This window comes from Variovorax sp. P4_D9 (assembly GCF_056401695.1).
In genome coordinates, this window is record NZ_JBFUIU010001483.1 from 1 (window position 1) to 1,248 (window position 1,248).

General features: G+C 62.8%; 1 protein-coding gene. It reads left to right on the forward strand.

Features of this window, described 5'->3' with window-relative positions; genetic code table 11:
• Positions 1–752: hypothetical protein (locus AC1DY5_RS56205; protein ID WP_478122802.1), on the forward strand; the 752-nt coding region annotated here is incomplete at its 5' end.
• Positions 753–1,248 lie beyond the last annotated feature (496 nt).

Sequence of the window (1,248 nt, forward strand, 5' to 3'; positions counted from 1 at the left end):
TCGATGAGGCACGCGGCATGGCTCGCGGGAGCTACGTCACCGAGCGCCTGGCGCATCGCCTCGACCCGCAGTTTTCCGGTTACCCGACGGAATACCGCAATCCCTCGGCGGCCGATGCCTTCCCCGTTGCACCGTTTCAATATCTCGAGTCGCATGATCACGCCCGCTTCATCAATCAATTCGGCGAGCTTGGCCTTCGCGACTTACTCGGCCAGGCTTACGGTGACCGCGGGAGTTTTTACAAAATGCAGCCCTTCATCATCGCGCTCTACACAGGTAAGGGCATCCCGATGCTGTGGAATGGGCAGGAGTTTGGCGAGAACTGGGGGGTGCCCGGTTCCGGCATCGGACGAAACCTGTTCGAGCGTCCGCTGCACTGGGAGTATTTCTACGATCTGCCTGGCAAGGCGCTCGTGCGGCTGCACCGCCTCATGGGCACGCTCAGGCGAAAGAGCCGCGCCCTCCGGAGTCGTGGCTTTTTCTTTTACTTCTTCGATCAAAATCACCTGCGCCAGGGCGTCATCGCCTATCGGCGCGAAGCGCCTGCAGCCGGCGCGCTGCCCGCGGAAAGTCTCATCGTCGTCCTGAATTTTTCCGATCGAGACGCCGAAGCATGGATACAGTTTCCCAGCCCGGGAACCTGGGCGGAGCAGATCGACGGCACGCGCCCGGCGGTCACAATCTCGACGAGCGATCAATGGGCGCCGGTCAGTGTCCCATCTAACTACGGCGGAGTTTATCGGCGCACTTGATCACTGCGAGCCCCGGTCTTGAGAAGCATCCCTCGTCCCTTTGGATCACCATCGGGCTTCGGCATTCAGGTTCGACGGTCAAGAGAGGTTCGCTTCTTGGGAGTGGTGATCCGCGGCGGACGCACTGCGCGATGGCCACGATGAGCCCGCGCGCCATGACGGGCGCCGACGCGCGCCGACTGTGAGCGCCGAAGCCCCCAGCGCCGAGCGAGCGATCCGTCGGTCGATAGCCCCACGTATCACCTGGCCTGGGCCGCGAGGAAGTCGCTCAGCGTGGCGGTGAACCCCTCAACGTCCTCGCCCGGCCATATGTGATTCTGGCCTAGCCCGAACTTTGGTAATCGCCGAGACGTAAGTGCGCGCCCTGCTTGAGCTTTTCGTTCGCAGGGAGAGCGGCTACTGGGTACAGGCGGGATTCAAGCCGAGCAGCGTGAAGGCTTTTGCCTGAAGCGGCGTGGGCCGCGTGGTGGTGACGATCTTGGCCTCGGGGTTGAGG